General features: G+C 62.9%; 20 protein-coding genes. 11 read left to right on the forward strand and 9 right to left on the reverse strand.

Going from position 1 to position 20,658, the window contains the following annotated elements; all coding sequences use genetic code 11:
• Window positions 1-38: 38 nt before the first annotated feature.
• From AC3WWH_RS21435 to AC3WWH_RS21475, 9 genes are all read left to right on the forward strand, one after another.
• The gene (locus tag AC3WWH_RS21435; RefSeq protein WP_113399005.1) at window positions 39-2,555 is read left to right on the forward strand and encodes a heavy metal translocating P-type ATPase; all 2,517 of its coding nucleotides are present in this window, start codon (window positions 39-41) and stop codon (window positions 2,553-2,555) included.
• 101 nt (window positions 2,556-2,656) lie between these two features.
• Window positions 2,657-3,127 (forward strand): Cu(I)-responsive transcriptional regulator, encoded by a 471-nt coding sequence (gene cueR / locus AC3WWH_RS21440; RefSeq protein WP_058323520.1) that lies wholly within the window; start codon window positions 2,657-2,659, stop codon window positions 3,125-3,127.
• Window positions 3,128-3,223: 96 nt separating this feature from the next.
• Window positions 3,224-3,616, forward strand: a complete 393-nt coding sequence (locus tag AC3WWH_RS21445; RefSeq protein ID WP_156433179.1) for a hypothetical protein — start codon at window positions 3,224-3,226, stop codon at window positions 3,614-3,616.
• A gap of 199 nt (window positions 3,617-3,815) precedes the next feature.
• Complete coding sequence (locus AC3WWH_RS21450; protein ID WP_492377257.1) at window positions 3,816-4,046, forward strand: hypothetical protein; 231 nt, start codon at window positions 3,816-3,818, stop codon at window positions 4,044-4,046.
• Window positions 4,043-5,506, forward strand: coding sequence for a TolC family protein (locus AC3WWH_RS21455; RefSeq protein WP_492377258.1), 1,464 nt, complete (start codon window positions 4,043-4,045; stop codon window positions 5,504-5,506). Before AC3WWH_RS21450 ends, AC3WWH_RS21455 begins: the two co-directional genes overlap by 4 nt.
• 14 nt (window positions 5,507-5,520) lie before the next feature.
• A complete protein-coding gene (locus AC3WWH_RS21460) occupies window positions 5,521-6,858 on the forward strand; it encodes a copper oxidase (RefSeq protein WP_113399006.1) in 1,338 nt (445 codons plus the stop codon).
• 50 nt (window positions 6,859-6,908) lie between these two features.
• Complete coding sequence (locus tag AC3WWH_RS21465; protein WP_058323516.1) at window positions 6,909-7,394, forward strand: cupredoxin domain-containing protein; 486 nt, start codon at window positions 6,909-6,911, stop codon at window positions 7,392-7,394.
• 27 nt (window positions 7,395-7,421) lie between these two features.
• A complete protein-coding gene (locus tag AC3WWH_RS21470) occupies window positions 7,422-7,715 on the forward strand; it encodes a copper-binding protein (RefSeq protein ID WP_058323515.1) in 294 nt (97 codons plus the stop codon).
• Window positions 7,716-7,805: 90 nt separating this feature from the next.
• Entirely contained in the window at window positions 7,806-8,264 is a 459-nt protein-coding gene (locus tag AC3WWH_RS21475; protein ID WP_058323538.1) for a DUF411 domain-containing protein, read from the forward strand.
• A 110-nt stretch (window positions 8,265-8,374) separates the two neighbouring features.
• Here the strand turns inward: AC3WWH_RS21475 and AC3WWH_RS21480 are convergent, their stop codons facing one another.
• Together AC3WWH_RS21480 and AC3WWH_RS21485 are read right to left on the reverse strand one after the other, a co-directional pair.
• A complete protein-coding gene (locus AC3WWH_RS21480; protein ID WP_058323514.1) occupies window positions 8,375-8,773 on the reverse strand; it encodes a VOC family protein in 399 nt (132 codons plus the stop codon).
• 63 nt (window positions 8,774-8,836) lie between these two features.
• Window positions 8,837-9,517: a phosphoribosyltransferase gene (locus tag AC3WWH_RS21485; protein WP_492377259.1), complete on the reverse strand. Its 681-nt coding sequence runs from the start codon at window positions 9,515-9,517 to the stop codon at window positions 8,837-8,839.
• A 193-nt stretch (window positions 9,518-9,710) separates the two neighbouring features.
• Here AC3WWH_RS21485 and AC3WWH_RS21490 point away from each other — a divergent pair, with 193 nt between their 5' ends.
• The gene (locus AC3WWH_RS21490) at window positions 9,711-10,886 is read left to right on the forward strand and encodes a M20 aminoacylase family protein (RefSeq protein ID WP_058323512.1); all 1,176 of its coding nucleotides are present in this window, start codon (window positions 9,711-9,713) and stop codon (window positions 10,884-10,886) included.
• 156 nt (window positions 10,887-11,042) lie between these two features.
• Here AC3WWH_RS21490 and AC3WWH_RS21495 read toward each other — a convergent pair whose 3' ends face one another.
• The 7 genes from AC3WWH_RS21495 to AC3WWH_RS21525 all read right to left on the reverse strand — a co-directional run bounded on the left by AC3WWH_RS21495 (window position 11,043) and on the right by AC3WWH_RS21525 (window position 18,568).
• The gene (locus AC3WWH_RS21495) at window positions 11,043-12,824 is read right to left on the reverse strand and encodes an adenine deaminase (RefSeq protein ID WP_113399008.1); all 1,782 of its coding nucleotides are present in this window, start codon (window positions 12,822-12,824) and stop codon (window positions 11,043-11,045) included.
• The gene (locus tag AC3WWH_RS21500; protein ID WP_057251527.1) at window positions 12,821-13,741 is read right to left on the reverse strand and encodes a nucleoside hydrolase; all 921 of its coding nucleotides are present in this window, start codon (window positions 13,739-13,741) and stop codon (window positions 12,821-12,823) included. Before AC3WWH_RS21500 ends, AC3WWH_RS21495 begins: the two co-directional genes overlap by 4 nt.
• Window positions 13,742-13,747: 6 nt before the next feature.
• Window positions 13,748-14,776, reverse strand: a complete 1,029-nt coding sequence (locus tag AC3WWH_RS21505; protein ID WP_057251526.1) for an ABC transporter ATP-binding protein — start codon at window positions 14,774-14,776, stop codon at window positions 13,748-13,750.
• Window positions 14,769-15,548 (reverse strand): ABC transporter permease, encoded by a 780-nt coding sequence (locus AC3WWH_RS21510; protein WP_492377260.1) that lies wholly within the window; start codon window positions 15,546-15,548, stop codon window positions 14,769-14,771. Before AC3WWH_RS21510 ends, AC3WWH_RS21505 begins: the two co-directional genes overlap by 8 nt.
• On the reverse strand, window positions 15,545-16,372 hold the full coding sequence (locus tag AC3WWH_RS21515; RefSeq protein WP_057251524.1) for an ABC transporter permease: 828 nt from the start codon (window positions 16,370-16,372) through the stop codon (window positions 15,545-15,547). The genes AC3WWH_RS21510 and AC3WWH_RS21515 overlap by 4 nt, the downstream gene beginning before the upstream one ends.
• A gap of 100 nt (window positions 16,373-16,472) precedes the next feature.
• Window positions 16,473-17,492: an ABC transporter substrate-binding protein gene (locus AC3WWH_RS21520; RefSeq protein WP_057251523.1), complete on the reverse strand. Its 1,020-nt coding sequence runs from the start codon at window positions 17,490-17,492 to the stop codon at window positions 16,473-16,475.
• Window positions 17,492-18,568: a LacI family DNA-binding transcriptional regulator gene (locus tag AC3WWH_RS21525; RefSeq protein WP_492377261.1), complete on the reverse strand. Its 1,077-nt coding sequence runs from the start codon at window positions 18,566-18,568 to the stop codon at window positions 17,492-17,494. The genes AC3WWH_RS21520 and AC3WWH_RS21525 overlap by 1 nt, the downstream gene beginning before the upstream one ends.
• A gap of 470 nt (window positions 18,569-19,038) precedes the next feature.
• Here AC3WWH_RS21525 and AC3WWH_RS21530 point away from each other — a divergent pair, with 470 nt between their 5' ends.
• On the forward strand, window positions 19,039-20,583 hold the full coding sequence (locus AC3WWH_RS21530; RefSeq protein WP_058323508.1) for an ABC transporter substrate-binding protein: 1,545 nt from the start codon (window positions 19,039-19,041) through the stop codon (window positions 20,581-20,583).
• Window positions 20,584-20,658 lie beyond the last annotated feature (75 nt).

Consider the following 20,658-nt stretch of genomic DNA (forward strand, 5'->3'; position numbering starts at 1 on the left):
CTCCATCTTGTGACAAAGACAGCGAAAGGAGCACGATCATGGGATCGGTGACCCCCATTAGAACGAACGATCTCGAAGCGATTTCCGCGGCCGCGCTGAGTGCGAGCATACCCGTCGAGGGCATGACCTGTGCGTCCTGCGTCTCCCGCGTTGAAAAGGCGATCCGCGCCGTGCCCGGTGTCACCGAAGCCTCGGTCAACCTCGCAACGGAACGCGCCGATGTTCGCTTCGATGCCAGCACCAAGTCCGCCGACATCGTCAAGGCGATCGAAAACGCAGGGTACGGCGCCGCCGAAGATACGATCGAACTCACAATCGAAGGCATGACCTGCGCCTCCTGCGTCGCGCGCATCGAGAAGGCGCTGAAGACCGTACCGGGCGTCACGGAAGCCAATGTCAATCTGGCGACCGAGCGCGCCTCCATACACGTGACGAAGGGGATCGCAACGGCCGCCGCGCTCGAAGACGCTGTCCGCCTTGCCGGCTACGCCGCCAAGCGCATCACCGGCGACGAAAGCGTCGACCGCGAAGGCGAGAAACGCGAACAGGAGACCCGACGGCTCGCACGCTCGCTGCTGATCGCCGGCGTCCTGACGCTGCCGATCTTTGTGCTCGAAATGGGCTCGCACTTCATCCCCGCCGTGCATGACTTCGTCATGAACAATATCGGCATGCAGGAAAGCTGGTATCTGCAGTTCGTGCTGACGACGCTGGTGCTCTTCGGCCCGGGCATGCGCTTCTATCAGAAGGGCGTCCCGGCCCTCTTCCGCCTGGCGCCCGACATGAACTCGCTGGTCGCGATCGGCACGTCCGCCGCCTGGATCTATTCGGTCGTCGCAACCTTTGCACCGGATCTGCTGCCTGACGGCACTGCCAACGTCTACTACGAGGCGGCCGCCGTCATCGTCACCCTGATCCTGCTCGGCCGCTTCCTCGAAGCGCGCGCCAAGGGCCGAACATCGGAAGCAATCAAGCATCTGATGGGCCTGCAGGCCAAGACCGCCCGGGTCGTCCGTAACGGCGAGACGATCGAAGTCCCGCTTTCCGACGTCACCGCCGGCGACACCGTACTTGTACGCCCGGGCGACCGGGTACCGGTCGACGGCAGCGTCATCGACGGCAACTCCTATGTCGACGAATCGATGATCACAGGCGAACCGGTTCCGGTTGAAAAGATCGGCGGCAGCGAGGTGGTCGGCGGCACGATCAACAAGACCGGCTCCTTCACCTTCCGTGCAACCAAGGTCGGCGCCGACACGGTGCTGGCGCAGATCATCCGCATGGTCGAGCAGGCCCAGGGTGCGAAGCTGCCGATCCAGTCGCTGGTCGACCGCGTCACCGCCTGGTTCGTGCCCGCAGTCATCGCCATCGCGCTTTTGACCTTCGGCATCTGGCTGGTCTTCGGCCCCGATCCGGCGCTGACCTTCGCGCTCGTCAACGGCGTCGCAGTTCTGATCATCGCCTGCCCCTGTGCCATGGGCCTTGCCACCCCGACGTCGATCATGGTCGGCACCGGCCGCGCCGCCGAAATGGGCGTACTCTTCCGCAAGGGCGAGGCACTGCAGACGCTGCGCAATGCCGCCGTCATCGCCGTCGACAAGACCGGTACCTTGACCAAGGGACGGCCTGAACTGACCGACCTAGAAACCGCCGCAGGCTTCGACCGCGATACCGTTCTGGCACTGGTCGCCGCCGTCGAAACCCGCTCCGAGCATCCGATCGCCGAAGCAATCGTCGAGGCCGCAAAGACAAAGGGCCTGGCAATCGCCGAGCCGGCGAAGTTCGAGGCCATCCCCGGCTTCGGCGCCAGCGCCGAAGTCACGGGCCGCACCGTCCATGTCGGCGCCGACCGGCTGATGGCGCAGTTGAAGCTCGACGTTTCCGCTTTCGCCGAGCAGGCGACCCGCCTGGGTTCCGAAGGCAAGAGCCCGCTCTATGCGGCGATCGACGGCAAGCTGGCGGCGATCATCGCCGTTGCCGACCCGATCAAGGAAACGACGCCGCAGGCGATCCGCATGCTACACGACCTTGGTCTTAAGGTGGCGATGATCACCGGTGACAACCGCCGCACCGCCGAAGCGATCGCTGCCAAGCTCGGCATTGACGAGGTCATCGCCGAAGTGCTGCCCGACGGCAAGGTCGCAGCGCTGAAGAAGCTGAAGAAAGGCGGACGCGCGGTCGCCTTCGTCGGCGACGGCATCAACGATGCGCCGGCGCTGGCCGAAGCCGACGTCGGGCTGGCGATCGGCACAGGCACGGATGTCGCCATCGAAAGCGCCGACGTTGTGCTGATGTCCGGCGATCTGCTCGGCGTCCCGAATGCGATCGCACTGTCCAAGGCAACGATCCGCAACATCAAGGAGAACCTGTTCTGGGCCTTCGCCTATAATGCGGTGCTGATCCCGGTTGCCGCCGGCGTGCTCTATCCCGCCTATGGGCTCCTGCTGTCGCCGATCTTCGCCGCCGGCGCCATGGCGCTGTCGAGCGTCTTCGTGCTCGGCAACGCCTTGCGGCTGAGAGCGTTTCGCCCGGTAGCGGCAGGACGCGCGGCGTAAGATCGACATTCTCCCCGGCTTCTGCCACAGCGTGGCGGAAGCCGGGGCGAGCCCTTATATTCGAAGGGAATGGCCGCGAAGGCGGCTGCAAGGATGAAATCATGAATATCGGCGAAGCTTCACGCGCCTCCGGCGTCTCGACGAAAATGATCCGCTACTACGAGACGATCGGCCTGATCCCGCCGGCCGACCGCAGTGAAGCCGGCTACCGCAACTATGGCGACAACGACGTCCATACGCTGCGTTTCATCCGCCGCTCACGCGATCTCGGCTTCACCGTCGAGCAGATGGCCGACCTCCTGGCGCTGTGGCGCGACCGGTCGCGTGCCAGCGGCGAGGTCAAGAAGATCGCCCTCGAACATGTCGAGATACTGGAACGCAAGGCGGAGGAGCTGAAGGCGATGAGCCGGACGCTCAAGCATCTCGCGGCCCATTGCCATGGCGACGGACGCCCGGACTGTCCTATTCTTGACGATCTGGCCGATGCCGGGAACACCCCAGCAAAGCAGGCGGAGCCCGCCCGTTTCGGCACGGCCGGCATCGATCCTGTTCGCAACCGGCGCCGCGGATGACGTGGTCCCATGCGCTTGGCAAAGTCTCACGCATTCGTGACGGTGCGAAGCGCAGGCGGCATTGACAGGAATCGCGAGCGTTTCTACGGATCGACTATGGAAAAGGTGCGAACCACATATCTGCGTTTGCTGATTGTGTTGAAGCTGGCGATCGCGGTGTCGCTCGCCTTGCTGCCCTATTCCACGGCATCCGGCATGACACATGCGGCCACGCACGGCTCGATGCAGATCGAGGTGTCCTCAGACAACCCGATCCAGGCAGCGACCGGGCATTGCCCGAGCTTCGACAAGGGCAAGGTGAAGCCGACCCAGGATAGCGGCAAGGCCGACAAGAAGGATTGCTGCAAGACCTTCTGTGCCGCCGTTGCAGTCCTTGCCGATACCGGCGCCAGCCATCCCGTTTCCCCGCGCTCCATCCGCAACTTCGGACCGCAGCCGCAGTTGACCCCAGGTGAGCTCGACGGCCTTCATCGCCCCCCAAGAGCCTGACTTCTGAACCCGTGACCGCTACTGCATGTTTCCTTTGGTCGTAGCCGATTGAAGGGCAAGAGCCTGCAGCAATGCAAAGCACAGCGGCCCTCGCGCGCCTGTTGAGGCGCACGGCGCTGTAGCGCGGTCCGCGACGAGGCCCGCCCGGACTGTTGCCGGTCGATCGCCGACCTCTGCCATTCACATTTCAGGTTTGACCATGAAACGATTGTTTTCCATGGCGCTCCTGCCCATGATCCTGGGCGGATGCGCTGCCACCTTGCCTGCCGAGGTCTCAGGCCTTAGCGATCCCACCGACGGCACCAGCGGAATTCGTAGCCTCCAGTATCGAAGCCCTGTTGTCGGCTATACCCACCGCGAGCCGATCGGCCCGAAGCCGTGGAGTCCATTGAACGACGCCCAGTCGCCCAAGAAGGGAGACGCGTCATGATGAGCCGCAAGATCAAGCTGGCAGCGCTCATCGGCCTGCCGCTCGTGCTCGCCGGCTGCGCGACCAACGCCGAATATTCGGCCAGGGACGCTGGCTTTACGACGGTGGATGCGAAGGTTGCGACAGCTGCGACCAAGAAAAGCGTCTGGATCCAGAACCGAGAACAGGCGGACAAGGTCAATGCCGAGGTCAAGGCGCTCTTGAAGCGCAAAACGATCGACGCCGATACCGCCGTTCAGATCGCGCTTCTCAACAACAAGGGTCTTCAGGCGACCTACGCCGATCTTGGCGATGCCTCGGCGGACGCCTGGCAGGCGACTTTGTTCCTCAATCCGACGGTATCGATCGGCACGACCGGGATCGGCGCGCCGGAACTCGAAGCCTACCGCGCAATCGAGGGCCTGGTTACCACAAACATCCTGGCACTTCTGACCCGCGACAAGACCATCGCCGTCGCCGACACAAGGTTCCGTCAGGCGCAGCTCATTGCGGCGCTCAGCACCCTGCAGCTTGCCGCAGAAACCCGTCGCGCCTGGATCGAGGCCGTCGCCGCATGGGAAACCGTCGGACAGTTCAAGCAGACTCAGGCGGCGGCGGATGCCTCCTCCGAACTCGCCGCAAAGCTCGGTGAGACCGGTGCCATGGGCAAGGGCAACCAGGCACGCGAGCATGTCTTCAATGCCGAATTGGCCGGCCAGGCGGCCGAGGCGCGACTTACCGCGCGGCTTGCCAAGGAGAACCTCACACGACGGATGGGCCTGTGGGGATCCGATATCGACTACCAGGTGCCGAACCGCCTGCCGGACTTGCCGAAGATGCTTGCCCGCAAGGATAGCATCGAGGCGGAGGCGCTGAAGCGGCGCGTCGATCTGCAGATCGCCCGCCTCGATCTGGAAGCGGTGGCGAAATCCTACAAGCTGACCGAGGCGACCCGCTTCGTCACCGATCTGGAACTCGTCGCTGGCGCGGAAGCGGAACGGGAGCAAGAGGATCACGGCACCAAGGTCGAGACGACGGGCCAGTTCGAGCTCGAATTCGTCATCCCGATCTTCGACAGCGGCAACGCCCGCATGCGCAAGGCGGAGCTTGCCCATATGCGCGCAGCGAACCTGCTTGCGGAAAAGGCGGTCAATATCCGCTCCGAATCCCGCTCGGCCTATGAGGCCTATCGCTCGCGCTACGAGATCGCCCGCCACTATCGCAACAATGTCGTGCCGCTGCGCAGCAAGATCGAGGAGGAGGCGACGCTTAGCTACAACGGGATGATCACCAGCACCTTCGAACTGCTGGCCGATGTCAGGGCGAGGGTCGATTCGACCGTTCTCTCAGTCAATGCGAAACGCGATTTCTGGCTCGCCGACACCGATCTGATGACGGCGATCCACGGTGGCGGATCAGGCGGAGCAGCCGAAGCAGCGGCGGCCCCCGCGACGGCGGAAGCCGCCGCTGCAGGGCATTGAGAAGGAATAGGATCATGTTCAACAGAAGACACTTCCTTGGTGCCGGCGCGGCTCTCGTTTCCACCGCCGCATGGGCGCAAACCTCCAACTCCGGCCTGCCCGAAGCGGCAAGCATGGACAATGCCGCGACCCAGAAGCCGCTCGTGCCGACGAGCGGACCTGACTACAACCCGGTCGTCACCCTCAACGGCTGGACGCTGCCGCACCGCATGAACAACGGCGTCAAGGAATTTCACCTCGTCGCCGAGCCGGTCGAACGCGAAATGGCGGACGGCATGACCGCTTATCTCTGGGGTTACAACGGCCAATCGCCGGGCCCGACGATCGAGGCGGTGGAAGGCGACCGCGTCAGGATCTTCGTCACCAACAAGCTGCCAGAACACACCACCATTCACTGGCACGGCATGATCCTGCCTTCGGGCATGGATGGCGTCGGCGGCCTGTCGCAGCCGCACATCCCCTCGGGCAAGACCTATGTCTACGAGTTCGACCTCGTGAAGTCGGGTACCTTCATGTACCACCCGCACGCCGACGAAATGGTGCAGATGGCCATGGGTATGATGGGCTTCTTCGTGGTGCATCCGAAAGACCCGGACTTCATGCGCGTCGACCGCGACTTCGTGTTCCTGCTCAATGCCTATGACATCGATCCCGGCACCTACGTTCCGCGCATCATGGAAATGACCGACTTCAACATGTGGTGCTGGAACAGCCGGATCTTTCCGGACATCGACCCGCTGGTCGTCTCCAAGAACGACCGGGTGCGGGTGAGGGTCGGAAACCTCACCATGACCAACCATCCGATCCACATGCACGGCTACGACTTCGAGGTAACCTGCACCGACGGCGGCTGGGTGCGCCCGGAGGCGCGCTGGCCGGAGGTGACGATCGACATTCCCGTCGGCGCGATGCGCGCCTACGAGTTCGACGCCAAATATGAGGGCGACTGGGCGATCCATTGCCACAAGTCGCACCACACGATGAACGCGATGGGCCACGATATCCCGACCTTCATCGGCGCCGACAAGATGTCGGTCGCGGCGAAGATCCGCAAGGTCAAGCCCGACTACATGCCCATGGGAACGGCCGGCATGGCTGACATGGGCGAAATGGAAATGCCGCTCCCCGACAACACGATCCCGATGATGACGGGCTGGGGTCCGCACGGCGCGCTGGAGATGGGCGGTATGTTCTCGGTGGTGAAGGTGCGCGAAGGCATCTCCGCCGGCGACTACAGCGACCCTGGCTGGTACGAAAACCCGCCGGGGACGCAAGCCCGGGAGTGGACCGGCGACCTGCCGGATCTGACAAGGGCAAAGGATGCCAAGACAGTGATCACGCCGAAACCATGACGACACGGCTGATTGTTATGAACTCTCTCAAATCGACCAGGAAAACCACGATGAAGAAAACAGCATTCGCTCTGGCGCTCGTTGTCGCCTCTGCCTTCTCCTCCCAGGCGCTCGCATCGGGCAGCCACTCGGGCGGCCACGACAAAGTGTCCGTCGGCGAGCCCGGTGACAGCAAGAAGGCGACGCAGACGATCCGCGTCACGATGAAGGAAACCGACGACGGCAAGATGATCTTCACGCCGGCGACCATCAAGGTGCGGCAGGGCCAGACCGTTCATTTCGCGATCAAGAATGCCGGCGAGTTGGCCCATGAATTCGTTCTCGACGACAAGGCGACGATCCAGGAACACAAGATCACCATGGAGAAGTTCCCCGACATGGAGCACGACGACCCGAACGCCATCCGGCTCGAGCCCGGCAAATCCGGCGACATCTACTGGACCTTCACCAATGACGGCACCTTCGAGTTCGCCTGCCTGGTGCCCGGCCACTACGACGCCGGCATGCACGGTCCGCTCGACGTCGTGAAGAAGTAATCCCCGATCATAGAAAAGGATCTGACCATGAAGACCGTAGGTACATTCTTCGCAGCGCTTGCGCTCGCTGCCTCCGCCGCCGCCTTTGCCCTTCCCGCACACGCGGCGGAGTTCACCAAGGGCGTCGTCAAGAAAATCGATACCAAGGCCAAGAAGGTGACGATCGATCATGAAGACCTGAAGAACCTCGACATGCCGGCCATGACCATGGTGTTCCGCGTTGGCGACGACGCCATGCTGGCCAAGCTCAAGGAAGGCGCCTCGATCGAATTCGTCGCCGACCGGGTCAACGGCAAGCTGACCGTGACCGAAGTCAAGTAAGCTGCGACAAACGGCCCGGGTCGAAATCACGCCGCCCGGGCCGGCACGATGCTATAGTCAGGCAGAACCGGAAAGGAGCGTCCAATGGACGTGTTACGTAGACATTTCGTAGCAGGCGCAATCGCAGGCATCACCCTCTTTGCGACAGCCGCCGCGGCTGCGGCCGGCACCATGGCCGTCTACAAGGATCCGCAATGCGGCTGCTGCGAGCAATGGGCCGAGGCGATGGAGGCGGCCGGCTACAAGGTCGAGGTGTACGACGAGGCCGACATGTCGGTGATCAAGACCCGCTTCGCGGTGCCGGCCGACGTGGAAGGCTGCCATACCGCCGTCATCGACGGCTATGTCATCGAGGGGCATGTGCCGGTGGAAGCGGTCCGCAAGCTCCTTGCCGAGAAGCCGGATATCGCCGGTATTGCCGTGCCTGGCATGCCCACGGGCTCGCTCGGCATGGGCAACGATCCGCAGGCCTCCTACGACGTCTATACGATCGCCAAGGCAACTGGCGCGAAGTCGACGGTTTATTATCAGGTCCGGCCGGTGAAGTAGCGCCAGGACAAAGTAGCACTCGGCCCCTCGGCGTGGTTCGGGGCCAGGAGATCGAAGGCGCTTCTACCGTGTGGAGGTGCCTTCCGAGCTGAAGTATCCAATCAGGAAAGCTAGGCTTCTCCCTTGCCCGATGATCCGAAGTCCAGCGGCTCCCCGATCTCGATCGCATGTCCGTCCGGATCGTAGAAGCGGAACACGCGCTGGCCCCATGCCTGACGCTCGACGGGGTGTATCAGCTCCACATGCGGTGCGATGCGTTCAAAGGCCGCGTCGACATCCTCGTGCTCGAAGTAGAGCAGCAGGTTTCGCCGCCCGTAGGGTTCCGCCGGAGCCAGTACTTCTCGCCAGACCGTCTGTTGCAGCGACCGTCCTTCGTGGATGGCGAAACCGCCTTCGAAGAGGACGAAGTTTCCGAAGTCCTCCAGCACCGTAAGGCCAAGCCTTTCCTCGTAGAATTCCTTGGATCGGCTGATGTCTCGGACGAAAGGGATTGGATTAATAAATCGCATGGAATTCCTTTCGTGACGCCTTGCCGCAAAACCTATCGCGGCCGACGCACGACGCAAAGGAATTCAGGCGGCGTGCCAACTGCCGTGTTCATCACGCTGAAGCATCGGCGTTTGGAACACGCCGACGACCCGTTCCGGCCAATGTGGCGCGAGTGCTGCAAGCGGCTGGCGCCAGCGCTCGGTCTGCAGCATGGCGGCGCCGATCGCGACCGGCTCGATGCCACAGGCGCTCATCAACGTCAGGCCCGCAAGGATAGATGTACCACTGGAAATGACGTCGTCGATCAGCGCCACACGCCGCCCCTCGAGCAGTGGAAGCATGCGCGGATCGACATAGAGCCGCTTCTTCTGGTCCGGCGTCGTGATCGACGAGAGCGGCACCGACAGGTCATCGACATACCAGAATTTCCTGGAGGTCCCGAGCGGCACGTAGCGGCTATGGCCGAGCTTGCGCGCAACGGCAGAAGCAAGCGTCAGGCCCAGTGTCGGCAGGCCGGCGACGACTTCGGGTTCGAAGGCAGCGAGCCTTGTCGCAAGTTCGGTTGCCAGAGCATCTTCGACCGCAAAACTCGCCTGATTGACGATCAGCGAGGCGAGCGCATGCTTGTCGTCCGACAACGGACGGATCGGCAAAAGGATCTGGCGCCCGTTACCGAGCGTCGCCGGGAAGAAATCGCGATAACCCGCCTGAATGTCGAAACTTTTCGGCGGGTAGACCTCCTGCCAGAAGTCGTGAGGCTGCATCGGTTCCGTCCTCGTCTACGCATTTCGCCCGGAATGAAAGGCGATCAAAAAAGCCGGCTTGCTGTTCTGGTCCCGGCCGTTTTCGTCTATACCGTTTGCGACTTCGATCAAACCGAAAGGGCACCTCCGAGCAAGCAAAGCGCGCGGAATTCACAAGCCCCTTCGCCAGATGAAACATGGGAAATGCCTGCCGATGCGCCTGCCAGACGGAATAGCCGACGACCTCACCTTCCTCACCGACTTCCGTCGCGATCTGCATGCCCATCCGGAACTCGGCTTCGAGGAGGTCCGCACCAGCGACCTCGTGGCCAAATGGCTCGAAGAGGCGGGGTTAAAGGTCCATCGCGGCTTGGGAAAAACCGGCGTCGTCGGCACCCTGCAAGTGGGCAACGGCACGCGCTCGATCGGTCTTCGCGCCGACATGGACGCACTCGCCATGCCCGAAATCGCCGACCGACCCTACAAGTCCCGCGAAGCCGGCAAGATGCATGCCTGCGGCCATGACGGCCACACCACATTGCTGCTCGGTGCCGCCCGCCATCTGGCAAAGACCCGCAATTTCTCAGGCACCGTTCATTTCATTTTCCAACCGGCCGAGGAAGGCCGCGGCGGCGCGAAGCGCATGGTCGAGGAAGGGCTGTTTCAGCGTTTTCCCTGCGACGCCGTCTACGGTCTGCACAACATGCCCGGCCTCGATCCGGACGAAATCGCCGTCGTCGCCGGGCCGCAGCTCGCCTCCTCGGACAGCTGGCGTCTGACCTTCCGCGGTGTCGGAACCCACGGTGCCAAGCCGCATCTCGGCCGCGACCCCGTAACGGCGGCCGGTACCTTCCTTGCCTCGCTGCAGTCGATCGTCGGCCGCGTCGTCGATCCCTTGCAACCGGCCGTCGTCAGCGCCTGCTCCGTGCGTGCCGGCGACCCAAAAGCACTGAACGTGATCCCCGACATCGTGGAAATCGGCGGCACCGCCCGCGCCTATACACCCGAAGTGCGCGACCAGCTCGAAACCGAGATCGGACGACTGGCCCGAGGCACGGCGGAAATGTACGGGATTGCGGTCGACTACGAATTCGAGCGCCGCATCCCACCCGTCGTCAACGATGGCGATGCGACCGCCCGGGCGCTGAAGGCGGCCCAAGCCGTCTTCGGCAAAAAGACCCGCACGGCATTTCCGCCCTCCACCGCCGGCGACGATTTCGCCTTTTTCGGGCTCGAAGCTCCGGGCTGCTATGTGTGGCTCGGCAACGGCCCCGCCGTCGACGGCGCGCTGCATCACAACACCGCCTATGATTTCAACGACGCCGCGATCGGCCCGGGCGTTGCCTTCTGGTCGACGCTGGTGGAGCAGGAGCTGCCGCGCGCCGAATAGCGCGCGCCAGCCCGGGCGCGTGGCCGCAAATCACCCGAAGATGCGCAATTTCAGGGGCCTGTATCAGTTCTCTGAACGGAGAAGTGATCTGTCCCATTGGAGCTGAGAGCGGATCGCACAGGCGGCTTAAACCGAGCTGCCCGCGCGAGTTACACCTCAAAGCACTTCCAATATCGGGCTTTCCATCAGTTTGCCGGTTGCGACATCGGCGATGCCGCGGTCGGTCTGGTGCGGTCCGGCGTTGCAGGCGAGCGTCGCGCCAAAGCAGGCCTTGAAGACCAGATAGGGTGGCTGCCAATCCACAATGCGGCCAACAGCATCGCGAAGTTCTGCGAAGCCGGCAGCTATCTTCGCGAGCGGCTGTTCCGAAACCAACCCGCAAATCGGTAGCGGTAGGAGAACGTCAACCTTGCCGCCGGACGCGACGGCCATGCCGCCGCCGGCGGCGATCACCGCATTGGCCGCCACAGCCATGTCTGCAGCGTTGCCACCGAAGACGGTGAGGTTGTGGCTGTCGTGCGAGACCGTGGTGGCGAAGGCCCCGCGCCAGGCGCCCCAACCCGAAAGCAAGCCGACGCGTGGCCGGCTGTCAGCGCGCCCGTGGCGGTGCGCGACTGCGATCACCGTAGTCCCCTCGGGCGGCACGACGAAGCCGCCTTCCACCTCGGCAACTGCTTCGGCCCATTGGGTGAAACGCGGGCGATCGATGGTCGCGACGCGCACCTTCGTTCCGGCAGCGCAGATGCGGAAATCGGCCTCTGCGAGCGGTGCAATTTTCATCGTGCCGTATAACGGCGCGACATCGATGTCAGTCAGCGGCTCGATCATGTCACCGCTCTTCGCGATGACCTTGCCGTCGACGATCACCGTGCGCGCGCGGAACTCGCTCAGGTCCTCGAAGACCACGATATCCGCCCGGCGTCCGGGCGCAACGAGCCCCAGATCGTGCCGGCCGAGCCGGACGGCACCGTTGAGCGTCGCCGCCCGTAGCGCCCATTCGGCGGGCAGGCCGTAGCGGACCAACCGGCGGACGACATCATCAAGGCCGCCAGCGCGGGCGAGATCGTCCGGAAAGACGTCGTCGGTACAGAGCGTCACCGTCTGAGGAAGATGGCCTAGGGCATTGAGGGTATTGACGAACTCAGGCAACAGGTGATCGTGCGAGCCGCGCAGTTCAATCGACAACCCTGCTCTCAGCTTCGCCATCAGATCGTCGCCGGACACGAGCTCGTGGTCGGAGCTGACGCCTGCGGTGACGAACGCCTGAAGGTCGGTGCCGGCAAGGCTGCGCGCATGGCCGTTGACCGGCTTGCCGGCGGCGAGCCCGGCCTGGACGATGGCGCTGATGCGCGCCTCGCCGTCGATGACGCCGCGCATGTTCATCATCTCGGCAATGCCGCCGATTTCCGGCCAGCTCAAAATGTCGGCGATGATGCCAGCGTCGAAATCGGCGCCGGCCAGTTCCAGACCCGGCGCCGACGGTACGCTGGACGGCGCCAGCAGAACGGTGCGCAGCGGCAGATCGCGAATGGCATCCGCAGCCCACCGCACTCCAGCGACACCGTTGACGTTGCCGAACTCATGCGGGTCCCAGACAACGGTCGTGACACCACGCGGCAGCACCGCGTTGGCATAGGTCGCCGGTGTCACCATCGAACTTTCGACATGCATATGCGTATCGATCAGGCCAGGTGAAACGAAGGCACCGCCCGCATCGATGATATCAGCCGCGTCGCTGCGCGTGCCGGGCTCGTGCACGCTCGCAATCAACGATCCGACCAGACCGATATCGGCCGGACGAAGCTCCCCGGTGACCACGTCGACCAGCGTCCCGCCTTGTATCAGGATGTCGAAGGGTTGCTCACCGCGCGCTGCGGCCACCGCGCGGGTCCGGAGCGCCGCATCGGCCAGGTCCTGAGGCTGCAGCACGGAGTTCATTTCTGCGCTTCTTTCATCAACGCACCCAGGATCTGGGCCCGCGTCGTCTCCACGTGTGCGTCAACGGCGTATTCGGCATTGAAGGTCGCATGGCTCGCGCGGGTTTCGACGACGGTACGCCCTCGCGTCAGGGATCCGCCAAGCTCGACATCGATACGTGCGCTCTTAAAGGAGACTGCGCCGGGGTTGACGAAGGCGACGGCGGCTGAGGGGTCATAGATCGCCATGCCCGGGCGTCCACGGCTGGTACCGATCGAGATGTATCCGGCAAGCAGATCGGCGATCAGCGCGGCATTGACGCCGCCGGCCGAGCGGATCGGCGCAACGTCGTCCGGATAGGCAAAGACCTTGCGGCAGAGATCGAGATCGACCATGCGCAGCGGCAGGCCGTGCGCGAGCACGATGGCAAGCGCCTCCGGATCGGCAAAGGCGTTGAATTCGGCGGAGGCTGTGTGGTTGCCGCTGGTGACGCCGCCGCCCATCCAGGTAAGGTCGGTGATGCGCGCGGCAAGGTCCGGGCGGGCAAGGCAGAGGGCGCCAAGGTTGGTGAGCGGCCCGAGAGCGAGAATGCGCTTTGGCCCTTCCTGTTCCAACCAGGCTGAGAGAGCAGCGAAAGCGTCGCTTTGCGGCAGTGCATCGGCTCGCGGCAGCGTCAGCCCGGCGGTCGGCATGCCGGCCTCGCCGAGAATACGTTCGGCAGTCTCAAGCCTGCCAAGCACTGGCGAGGCGCGGCCCTCGTGGATGGGGAAGTTCCAGCCGAAGGCGAGCGCGGCACTGGCGGCGTTGCGCTTCACCTGTTCGATCGGCGTGTTGCCGAAGACGAGCGAAACGCCGTCGATTTCTTCAGCGGCATGAAGGACGACAAGCACCGCGGCGATGTCGTCGAAGCCCATGTCCGTATCGATCCAGACACCCATATGACGTCAACCGAACTTCTTGAGGCGCGCAGCCTTGTCGACCGGGAGATCGAAGGCAATCGTAGAGCCGGTTTCGCGCGCCGCCAATGCGGCATCTTCCTCGGCCTTGATGGCACCGAGCGGCGTATCGAGCAGGTATTCGCGCGTGCTGCCGGAGAAAGAGGCTCCGCGCACGGTGCCTTGGAAAGGACCTGAACCAAGGGTCACCATGCGCGGACGCCACGCAAGCCCTGCCGTGTCAGGCGGCAGGGATCCGGAAAGATCGATCGGGCCGTTGCCGACCGCAAGCTTGCCGCCCTCGACGGCAAAGATGTTCTCGAAGCCGACGAAATCGGCGACGAAGCGCGAGATCGGGCGGTTGTAGATATCCTCGGGCGTGCCGATCTGCTCAATCGCGCCGTTGAGCATGACGACGATCCGATCCGCCAGCGACAAGGCTTCGCCCTGGTCGTGGGTAACGAAGATCATCGTGACGCCGGTTTCCTTCTGGACGCGCTGCAATTCCGTTCGCATTTCGAGGCGCAGGCGGGCGTCGAGGTTCGACAGCGGCTCGTCGAGAAGCAGCACCTTCGGCTCCATGACCATCGAGCGCGCCAGCGCCACGCGCTGCTGCTGGCCGCCCGAGAGTTCGCCCGGCTTGCGGGCGGAGAACTTCGAAAGCCCGACCGACTTCAGCCCGGCCGTTACCTTGCTCTCGATCTCTGTCGCCGGCAGCTTCTTCAGCCGCAGGCCGAAGGCGACGTTTTCGAACACGGTCAGGTGCGGGAACAGTGCATAGGACTGGAAGACGAGACCGACGGAGCGCTTGTTTGCGGAGACCCGAGTAATATCGGCACCGTCGAGCCTGATGGCACCGGAGGCCGGCGTCAGCAGGCCGGCGATCGAGCGCATCGTCGTCGTCTTGCCGCAACCGGACGGTCCGAGGAACGCCACGAGTTCGCCCTTGCGGATCGAAAGGTCGAGATCCTTCACCGCAACGGTATCGCCATAGGCGAGCGTCAGTTTTTCAAGGCTAAGGAAAGCGGCGTCAGACATAGCGAGAGAATCCCAGGAAGCGTTCGGCAAGGAAGACAATGGCGATGGACATGAAGGCGAGCAGTGCCGAGAGGGCTGCGACCGACGGATCGTAGGTGATCTCCATATAGGAGAGCATGTCGATCGGCAGCGTGCGCACGCCGGGGCCGGAAAGGAAGAGCGACACCGGCACCTGGTTGAAGCTCGTGACGAAGCCGAGGATGAAGGCGGCCAGAATGCCGCTGCGGATGTTCGGCATCACCACCCGGAAGAAGGCGCCGGCGCGCGAGGAACCGAGCAGCACCGCCGCCTCCTCGATATCGGAGCGCAGGTTGTTGAGGCTCGCCGAGACGACCCGCACCGCATAGGGCAGAACCAGCGCCGTATGCGCGAGGAACAGTGTCAGCGTGATGTTGAGGCCGAAGGGCACGACGATATAGCGCAGTAGCGCCAGGCCGACGATGATGCCGGGCACGATGATCGGCAAGGAGACAATCGTGCGGATGGTTTCGCCGAAAGGCAGCTTGTAGCGCGAAAGGGCGTAAGAAGCGGGAACGCCGAGCACGAGAGCGGCCGCCGTGCCGCCGATCGCAAGCAGCATCGAGATCGCGAAACTCTCCTGGAAGCTCTCGACCGTGAAGACCTTGGCGACCCACTTGAGCGAAAAGCCCTGCGGCGGGAAGGCCAAAGTCTCGCCGCCCGACAGCGAGGCGGCGACGATGATGAAGAACGGCCCGATCAGGAAGCCGATCACCAGGAAGAGCACGAGGGGGGAAAAGACGCGCGGTGTCATCGCTTGTTCCTCGCGGTGGCAAGCCGTTTCAACAGAAGATTGGCGGCAAAGCTCATGACGATCAAAATGAAGGCGATGACGCTCGCTGCGACGAAATCGTTGGCGACGGTGACGCGCTGGTAGAGCAGCGTTTCGAGCATCAGCACCTTGGAACCGCCGAGGATCGCAGGCGTGATGTAGGCCGTCAGCGAGCCGGTGAAGACCAGCGTGCCGCCGATCACAAGGCCCTCTTTGGTGAGCGGCAGGATCACCTTGAAGAACACCTGGAACCAGTTGGCGCCAAGAACACGCGCCGCAGGAATTGCATCCTTCGGCATGTTCTCAAGCGCGCTGATCAAGGACAGGATCATCAGCGGCAGGAAGAGCTGAAGGAGACCGATGAAGACGGCCGTTTCGGTAAAGAGAAAGCGGATCGGCTCATCCGAGAGGCCGACCAGTTGCAGCGCCTGGTTAACGATGCCGGTGCGGCCGAGGATGACGATCCAGGCATAGGTGCGGGCAACCGACGAGATCATCAGCGGCAGCACGACGAGGCCGATCATCTGCCCCTTGTTGCGCGGCGTCAGATTGACGATGGCAAAGGCCGCGGCATAGCCAATGACCGCCGAAACAGCGGTGACCATCAGACCAAGTCGGAAGGTACGCAGGAAGACGGTGCGGTTCAGCGGATCCGAGAAAAAGGTCGTATAGGCCGACAGCGACCAGCTGTCGGCGTTGCGAAAGCCTTCCGCCAGCAGGATCACCACCGGCGCAAGAAAGACGATCGCCGCAAAGACCGCTGCGGGCAGAGCGAGCGCCAGGGCTTCGGCACGGTTCTGAAACATCCTTCTTCCTTTCAAGGCATCAAGTAGAGCGGCCTGCCCGTCACGGTGGCCGTGGCTCCACCGGCCGAAAAGTCCGGCCGATGGAGTTCAGTTGTTTGGCTTACTGGCCGACCTGCGCGTTCCACTCCGACAGCCACGCTTCGCGGTTGTCGAGGGCAACAGCCGAGGGGATCAGCTTCAGGTTCTTCACCGTCTCTTCGCCGTAGGTCAGGTTCTCGGCGATCTCCGGCGAAACCTTGACGTCCTTGTTGGCCGGGCTGTCGACCAGCTTTTCGGCGAGCGCCGTCTGGATTTCGGTCGAGAGCCAGAAATCCATGAACTGAAGCGCCAAGTCCTGGTTCTTGCCGCCCTTGGTCAGCACCATCACATTCATGCCGCCGGTCTGGCCTTCCTTCGGCGTTGCCCACTTGATTGGCAGGCCGAGCTTGGTGAAGCCTTCCCAAGAGAAGCGGCCGATCGGTGCGGCCCAGATCTCTTCCTGCTGCATCAACTGCACGAGCTGCGAAGACTTGACGTAGAAGGTGACGATGTCGTCCTTCTTGGCACCGACGGCGGCAATCGCTTCCTTGAGGTCCGGCGTATTCTTGCCGATAGCCTCGCCAACCATGTAGAGCGCCGGCGGGCCTTGGTTGGTCGTGACGTTCGGGAAGGCGACGTGGCTGGCGTTCTTCTCGTCGAGCAGATCGGCCCAGGAATTCACTTCCATCTTGTCCGAGCGATAGACGATCGAGGTTGCGTAGAAGGTGTAGCCGACGCTCATGCCGTCGCCGTTCGGATCCTTGGCGAGATCGTAGAGCTTGTTGAAGTTCTGGAGCTTCGAGGTGTCGATCTTTTCGATCAGGTCAGCACGCGAAGCCGAGAGCGCGTCGGCCATCGAAACGACGGCCATGTCGACAACCGGGCTTGCCTTGTTGGCTTCCATCTTTGCCAGGCGCTCGACGCTGTTGCCGGTTTCGACCACCAGCTTGCAACCGCACTTCTGCTCAAACGGCGTGTAGACCAGCTCCTTGAATGCGTCCTGGGCAAAGCCGTAGACGGAAATTGTGAGCGTCTTTTCCTGAGCAGACGCGGCAGGGGCGACGAGCAAGAGCGCGCTCGAGGCAAGCAGGAACTTCTTCATTACTGGTGTCCTCCTTCGGTGACGGATGTGGCTGCGGTGGCAGTGGTATGAACGGGTTGAAGCGCGGGCGGTGCGGCGGTCGATTGCCTGACGACCAGATGCATCGGCACTTTCGACTTCTCGGCCGTGACCGGTGCGCCGATCTCGGGATCGAACGGATCGCGCTCGCGGATCGCCTTGACGAGCGCGGCAACGGCAATCGCGGCAATCTCGGTCATGTCCATGCGCGCGGTCGTGAGCGCTGGAGTGATAACCGGCGACCAGATCAGATCGTCAAAACCGGTCACGCTCGCCTTTTCCGGCACATTGATGCCGGCGCGCTGCAATTCGGTCAGTGCCCGGAGCGCATGGAGATCGGAGATGCAGGCAAACGCGGTGTAGCCTTCCGCCACCTTCCCGGCGAGCCCGAGCGGACAGCCCTTGCCGGACACTTTCTCCAAGGGCTCGATCCAGAGCGTGTCGGTATGAAGCCCTTGGCCGAAGACGGAGCGGATGCCGCCGGCGCGGTCGTTCTGCACGTTCGAGGCGGGATTGTTGCCGATGATCAGCACGCGCCGGTGCCCGAGCGCCTTCAGGTGCTCGGCGATCTGCTGGCCGCCACCCCAGTGGTCGGCGGCAACCGTGTTGCCGGGCGTCGAGGGCGTATCGATGACGGCAACCGGACAGCCGACATCGGCGACGCGGGTACCGCGCCGCGGCACGATCACCAGGCCGTCGACGTCGCGGTCGATCAGCCGCTCGATCGCCTTGGTCTGGGTCGAGACGTCGCCGCGCGAGTCCGCAATCAGCACGCCGTAGCCCGACGACGAGGCGGCAAGCTCGATCGCCTGGGCGATCTGGGGGAAGAGCGGATTGGCGATATCGGGAAGAACGAGACCGATGACGCCGGTGCGACCGGTCCTGAGCGCTCTGCCCGCCTGGCTCGGTACGTAACCGAGCTCGGCCGCGGTCGCGCGGATCTTCTCCACCATTTCGGCAGACACGCGGCCCTTGCCGGAGAGCGCGTTCGAAACCGTGGCTGCGGACACGCCGAGCGTTCTGGCAATCCTCGTTAGTTTTGGTCCGGAACGCGCCAAAATCCGTGGTTTCCGCTATCGCATGATTAAACGATTAATCATGCGATATATCAGAATCTCCTGGGTGTCGAATCCTTTTGTCGACGTGTTGCATTTTGCAATTTTCGAGGGAAAATTGTCATGAATAACAATCGACGCCCCCCCCCTTATTCCAAGCCGGCAATCCTGCATAAAGCTTATGGAGAAGACCGTTCAAAATCAGAGTTGGGTGGCGGCCCAATTCGCCGGAACCAAGCTGGTCCGTGAAGGCTCCCTGATATATCTCGGTAGTGCGCCGGACGACGGAAGGCGAAATACGCGTATGCCCATCCGCCACGGCCGCGGGTACAATTTTCAACTTCTACGGACAAAAGAAACCAATTTTCCCACTAAATTACTAGGGAATAAGTATGATGCATCGCAATCATCCGGTGCGTACATTCGGGTGGCGACGCGATCCGCGTGACAGGCACAATGCAGGAGTTTGGGACATGACTGGCACTATCATCGGTTTTGGCAAGACCGCGGGAAAAGCCCGCCGCGCACGAGGAGCAACTCTGGCTGCCGCCACACTGGCGCTCGCTCTGTCGACGAGCACAGCCGTCTTCGCCGAGGACGCCAAGTTTGACCCCAACGCCTCGATCACGATCGGCTCGCTCTATGAGCCGCAGAACCTCGACAACACCGCCGGCGCCGGCCAGGGCATCAACGAAGCGTTCAACGGTAATGTCTACGAAGCGCTGTTCACGCTGACCGATGCCGGCGACGTCCAGCCGGGTCTGGTCGCCGAGCAGAGCGTCAGCGAAGACGGCCTTACCTATACGTTCAAGCTTCGCCCTGGCGTTGCCTTCCATTCCGGCGACCCGCTCACCGCAGCCGACGTGAAGTACAGCATCGAGCGCGTGACCGCCGAGCAATCCAAGAGTTCGCGCAAGAAGAGCCTTTCGACGATCAGCGCGATTGAGACGCCCGATGACCAAACCGTCGTCGTCAAGCTGTCCGCACGCTCGATCTCGCTCCCCTACAATCTGAGCTACGTCTGGATCGTCAACGATGCGGCAAAGGACCTGAACGCCAGCGAAGACGGCACCGGCCCCTATCGCCTCGACGAATGGCGCCGCGGCTCGTCGCTGGCATTGACCCGCAACGACAAATATTGGGGCACAGCACCGACCAATGGCGAAGTCGTCTTCCAGTACTTCACCGACGCAACAGCACTCAACAATGCGCTTCTGACCGGCGCCGTCGACATCATCACCAGTGTCCAGAGCCCGGACTCGATCGCCCAGTTCAAGGACAATCCTGACTTCACCGTAACCGCCGGCCAGTCGACCACCAAGGAACTGCTTGCCTTCAACGACCGCGTCGCCCCCTTTGACAACGTCAAGGTCAGGAAGGCGATCGCCCGCGCCATCGACGACAAGAAGTTGCTGACCTCGATCTGGGGCGAGTACGGCACGCTGATCGGCTCCTTCGTGCCGCCGACCGATCCCTGGTACGTGGACCTCACCGCCGTCGACACCTATGACGTCGAAAGCGCCAAGGCGCTCCTGAAGGAAGCAGGCTTTGCCGATGGCTTCACCTTCAAGCTCGACACGCCGAACTACGACCCGCACCCGATCGTCGCCCAGTTCATCCAGAGCGAACTCGCCAAGGTGAACATCAAGGTCGAGATCAACGTGATCACCGCCAACGAGTGGTACACGAAGGTCTACAAGGCACATGATTTCCAGGCGACGCTGCAGGAGCACGTCAACCACCGCGACATCGTCTTCTACGGCAACCCGGACTTCTACTGGGGTTACAACAACCCCAAGGTTGTCGACCTGATCAAGGCCTCGGAAGCCGCCGCCAACACCGACGAGCAGACCGCCAAGCTCAAGGAAGCCAACACGATCATCGCCGAGGATGCCGCCAGCAACTGGCTCTATCTTTATCCGCAGATCGTCGTTTCGAGCTCGGCTGTGTCAGGCTACCCGGTGAATGGTCTGAACTCGCAGTTCTTTGCCTACGGCATCAAGAAGAGCGAGCAGTAAGCGAAACGACGTCCGCTTTTCGCGGCAATGAAGAGCCCCCGGATCCAATCCGGGGGCTTTGCGTTCCGCAAGCTT

The sequence above is a fragment of the Ensifer sp. EB106-03-01-XG145 genome (genome assembly GCF_058792075.1).